This is a genomic window from Pricia sp. (assembly GCF_041745955.1).
GTDB lineage: Bacteria > Bacteroidota > Bacteroidia > Flavobacteriales > Flavobacteriaceae > Pricia.
The window spans coordinates 1-5,105 of sequence record NZ_JBGTHY010000478.1 but is presented as its reverse complement, the minus strand read 5'-3'; the positions used below and the strand labels follow the sequence as shown (position 1 = coordinate 5,105).

Below are 5,105 nucleotides of genomic sequence, written 5' to 3'. Positions count from 1 at the left end.
CCGAAAGGTTATTCCGTAGCTTGGCCGATGTGTGCCACCGATCTTTGGTGTTCTTTCTTGACTTTATGCGCCCAGAAAAGCGGTAGGAATTTTATAAAGGATTTCAAGATAGAAATGGAAGCAGGGGTTCATTCACTAGATCAACTAAAGTACCATTTGGAGAAGGTACATCCAGAATCCCTAAATTGGAACCCTATTCAAACTTTGGATAGGATGGGCAATACACATGAAATTATCTATGCTCCCTATTTGTTCGGATACACGAATTATTCCCGAAAAGGATATGCGGAAAACAGGATAGCATTTTGCCATAGTCCTGTAAATCCGAACCGTCCGATTTCGACCATTTTGGGCGGTGTCGGTTTGGCCGTATCCTCGAAGAGTTCCCATGCCGCGGTTGCTAGTGCCTTCGTCGCCTATGTTGCCGCAACCGGAACCCAAACGAAAACGTATGCCAGGAACGGAGGTCAACCCGGAAATCTGGAAGCTTGGAAAAGCAAGGCCAACAATGAACTATGCAACCATTTTTTCGAGGATACGCTAGAAACGATGGAACAAGCTTTCGTTCGTCCACGGCATCCAAATTGGAACGCATTTCAAGAACAAGGGGCGGAACTATTGCACCAAGGCGTCCTAAAAAAGGGAGAATCACAGAAACTAATAACGGATTTAAATTTTTTATATAGGTCATTTAATCCGGATGGAACAAAAGCAAAATAAAGAGAAATCAATGCCTCCTAACTTGAATAGGAGGCCACAGAAAACTTCGATCCTGCCCAATGGTAGAATACCTTGTTGGACGGAACGGCTAAAAAGCAAAAAATGGCGATATTTTGATGCTCTTGAAATAGAAAAAAACTTTAAACACATGACAAATCCTATGAAATTTTTAGTACTACTACTTCTTTTGATAGGTATAGCACCCGGCGTGTCTGCCCAAAAAACCTACGATCCGGGTGATGTGGAGTACTATGCGATGGACAAACAGCAAATGAATTTCGACGATTACCAGACCCTTTTGGTGAACTACCGCGGTTTTGTCAGTCCCCGTCAATACAGTACCACACAGTTTACAAACGTCCATTTTTTACCGATAGAATCCGAGTTCTATAATTTCAACCTGAACTTTCACGATAAGGGCACGGGGCGTACGATCATGGACGACGTACCGGTGATGTGGGAAAAATGGATTGACGAACGGGAGGCATTTGACCCCTTGGGTTCTAATTTCAGGCCCAACTCGCCCTCGATCATGGTGACACAGGATGAGGAATGGCGGCCGAATTCCTACTACAGAACGGGTACCTTTCATAAGGAATACGATAAGAAATGGGTAAGTTTTTCCGTAAAAAGCTGGACCAATGTGGCGTACGATGATGACGAGGTCTTTTTAAAGCTGGTCTTGAACAACCGAAATTCAAAGGAGCTCAACATGACCTTGGAACCCAATCAGGTTGCCGAAAATCTGGCCTGCCAATTCAAGGAAGGCTCGACAAAGATGAAACAGATCGATACCTTTACCATCGGCAGCGAGGTAGCTTCGGCACGGGTGTCATCCTCTATAAAAGATACTAGCGAAAAGGGATTTGAAATCAGTCTGGCGCCGAAGGAGACCAAGACCTATTGGTTCGCCGTCAGGTTCTATCAAACCAGGGATACCGCTCCAAAAATCTTTCAGACGGATATTCAACAACGTATGGAAGCCGCCGAAAGCGTAACCCGTAAAAAATTGGCCTGGGCCTACGACCGGTTGCCAAAATTGAAAACTGGCAACAAGCAGCTAGAGGAATACTACTATCGCTGTATGCTTTCCGTGCTGATGTCCCGCTATGAGAACCCCAATTACATCACCGATGTGTTCTGGGCCGTGGGTACCTGGCCCTATACGATAAGTTGGGACACTTCGTACAGTTCCGATGTCATCGCCATGCTGGATCCCGAAAGTTTGAAGCAGGCCATATTGACCGACTTCGAGAACGTAAAGATGAAACGCACCTATGTCAGTTGGAACGGTGCTTTTTGGGACAATCTGTATATTCAGGAACCCTTTGCCCTAAAGATAATGATCGAAGCCTATTTGAGGCATACTGGCGATTACAGTCTGTTCGAGGAAAAAGCTGGCGGGGCCACGGTCTGGGAATGGATGCAGCGCTGGGTGACCGAACTGCAGACGAACTACACCAATGAAAAAGGTCTTGTCGATATCGGGTACAATACCGAAAAGATCATCGAAATACGAACGGACGGCTACAACCATGTGGTACCGATTACGAATACCCTTACCATCGACCTGCTCTATAAAATGGCGGAATGGGCAGAGGTGGTCGGCGACAAAAAATCAAAAGAATATACAGCGGAAGCCGAAAAGCTTAAAAAATTGGTCGATGAAAACCTTTGGAACGAGAAAGAAGGCTGGTTCGATAACCTCTATCCCGATGGTTCCAAGGGTACGATTTGGACCTATCACCTTTTGGATCTTTTGGGAGCGGATTATTTGCCCGACCATCAGCTGAACCGTTTGGTGGGCCATATACAGGAAGGTGTTTTTCTCGGAAAATACGGGCTGTATTCGATTGCCCCAAAGGATACCGTGCACTGGGATATGATCGATTCCGATTGGGGAGGTGGCGGCCAATATGCCGGTATGCCCGGCAGGGTTTCCCGATACCTTTATGAAACGGGTTTCGCCGGAAAGGGATGGGACGTTTTACAGCGAAACATGCGATACATCGATTATTTCCCATACTTGCCCCAAAACCCCCGTACCGATAGACCCGAACAGGACCGCTCTTCGATGCCCCTGGAAATCTCCGCCGGTGCCGGCATGGAGGCAATTATCTTTGGAACTTTTGGAATCAAAATGAACGATAAAAATATTACCTTCAAACCTATCAATAATGAGGATATCGGGGAGGCGCAATTGAAAAACATCAACTATCGGGGACGAAAATTTGGAGTGAAACTCGAAAAAAAGAAGTTTTCGATATACGAAGACGATATCCTGATAGCCACCAAGTTCTACGGGGAATCCGTGATGGTAGACCAATAATTTTGGCGTAAAAAGCTCATCCATAATTCGCGTTATCCCAATAAATCAGAAAAATATGAAAATCGGTTTTGGACTTTATAGCCACATGCTCAATGGTGAATATTATCGGTTGGCAAAACAACTGGGCGCTACCCATATCGTTGCCCATTTGACCGATTATTTTCACCAGAGCGATACCGGCCCGGGCGATCAACCCCTAGGAAACAAAACCAAAGGTTGGGGCGTCGCCAAAGAGACCGAAATTTGGTCTTTTAAAGAATTGGCGGCCCTTAAAAAAGACATGGCCGAACATGGGTTGGTTTTAGAGGCCCTGGAAAATTTTAGTCCCGCATTCTGGTACGATGTGCTGTTGAAAGGTCCAAAACGGGAAACGCAGTTAGCGGGCCTAAAGCAGTTGATCCGAAATATGGGCAAAGCGGGCATCCCTATTATGGGGTATAACTTTTCATTGGCAGGTGTTGCAGGAAGGACCATCGGCCCTTATGCCAGGGGCGAGGCCCTATCTGTGGGGCTTGAAGGACATTCGGAGGCTTTGGATAGTCCGATTCCGAACGGTATGGTCTGGAATATGATCTATGATCGTAACGCGCCCGAGGGCCATATCGCGAGCATCGGTCACGAGGAACTTATGGATCGTTACACCTATTTTCTTGATGAAATGATACCGGTTGCCGAAGAGGCGAACGTGAAACTGGCGCTGCACCCCGATGACCCGCCTTTGCAAGAAGTGAGAAAACAACCCCGGATAGGTTACCATCCGGATCATTACCGCGAAATAATGATGCTCAATGACAGTCCCAATCATGTAATGGAACTTTGCTTGGGAACCATTTCTGAAATGAACGGATCCGATGTCTATGCGGCATTGGAAAATTTTGCCCAAAGAAACAAAATAGGGTATATTCATATCAGGAACGTCAAAGGCAAGGTGCCCGATTATAAGGAATCGTTTATCGATGATGGCGATATCGATATGGGCAGAATTATTGAAATCCTGAGAAAGTACAGATTTGATGGCGTACTTATTCCCGACCATGCGCCCCAAGTCTCGGGCAAATCGCCGTGGATTTCGGGTATGGCTTATGCTATGGGATATTTAAACGCATTACGCAACACAATTAAATAAGGGATGATAACCATAGATTTAAAGGACAGGATCATTCTAAATACCGAAGCGATAGCCAAAGCCTTTGTGTGTTTATGCTCCTCCCTGGCAAATGAACTCCATGGACACGCATTGCAGGTTGGTAACGGAGTAGGCCTTCCTAAACTGGGTTGATCATGGAACAGGTATTTTATATAGGATCATATTCCAAAGCAGGCGGCTATTTTACCGATATCAATGGCGAGGGGTTAACCCTATGTTCCCTTGATTTGCAAACGGGCCAGCTTAGTAGAAAATCTTCCTATCCTGAAGCCGTCAATGCCACGTATCTGGCCAAATACGGGGATAATATATTGCTAATAGCCTCCGATCAATATGAGGAACCGGGAAACGTAATGTCGTTCTCGATCGATGAAGATGGGTCATTGAAACAGCTATCCACCCAAAGTACGCAAGGCACGGCGACCTGTCATGTAAGTGCAAATAAGGCAAGAAACCAGATTTTTGTGGCGTCCTATATGAATGGCCGACTTTCGGTGCATTCCATAGAAGAGGGCAGATTATCCGCTGCAAAACACGTTCATAGCTACGAGGGCCAGGGCCCTAATACGGATCGGCAAGAGCGATCGCATGCGCATTGCGCCATGGTTTCCCCTAGTGGTAAATGGCTCTACGTATGTGATTTGGGCAGTGACAAAATATGGCTACATGATACCGCCCGTCTTACTGGTGAATTTTCGGAGGTCATTGGCATCGAGGTACCGGCGGGTTACGGTCCGAGACATTTGGAGTTCGATGCGAACAAAGATGTGGTCTACCTGATCTGTGAATTGAATGCGCACCTGCTCACATACACCTTGGACGATTCGACCGGAATGCTGACATTGGTAAATGATAGCCCAACGCTTCCCGACGATTACAATGAAGTTCCCTCGGCTGCGGCCATACGCT

At 46.3% G+C, this 5,105-nt stretch carries 3 protein-coding genes and 1 pseudogene; all 4 read left to right on the top strand.

Features of this window, described 5'->3' with window-relative positions; translation table 11 throughout:
* A pseudogene (locus ACEW8S_RS16835) lies at positions 1-720 on the top strand (hypothetical protein); the annotation flags it as partial.
* 160 nt (positions 721-880) lie between these two features.
* Positions 881-3,049 (top strand): hypothetical protein, encoded by a 2,169-nt coding sequence (locus tag ACEW8S_RS16830; RefSeq protein WP_373519281.1) that lies wholly within the window; start codon positions 881-883, stop codon positions 3,047-3,049.
* A 55-nt stretch (positions 3,050-3,104) separates the two neighbouring features.
* Positions 3,105-4,175 (top strand): mannonate dehydratase, encoded by a 1,071-nt coding sequence (locus ACEW8S_RS16825; RefSeq protein WP_373519280.1) that lies wholly within the window; start codon positions 3,105-3,107, stop codon positions 4,173-4,175.
* 155 nt (positions 4,176-4,330) lie between these two features.
* Positions 4,331-5,105 (top strand): lactonase family protein (locus ACEW8S_RS16820; protein ID WP_373519279.1); only part of this gene is annotated, 775 nt, incomplete at its 3' end.

What these genes read in the sequence shown, in the direction of transcription:
- ACEW8S_RS16830 (WP_373519281.1), top strand. Translation starts at nt 881, where the DNA reads ATGAAATTTTTAGTACTACTACTTCTTTTGATAGGTATAGCACCCGGC.
- ACEW8S_RS16825 (WP_373519280.1), top strand. Translation starts at nt 3,105, where the DNA reads ATGAAAATCGGTTTTGGACTTTATAGCCACATGCTCAATGGTGAATAT.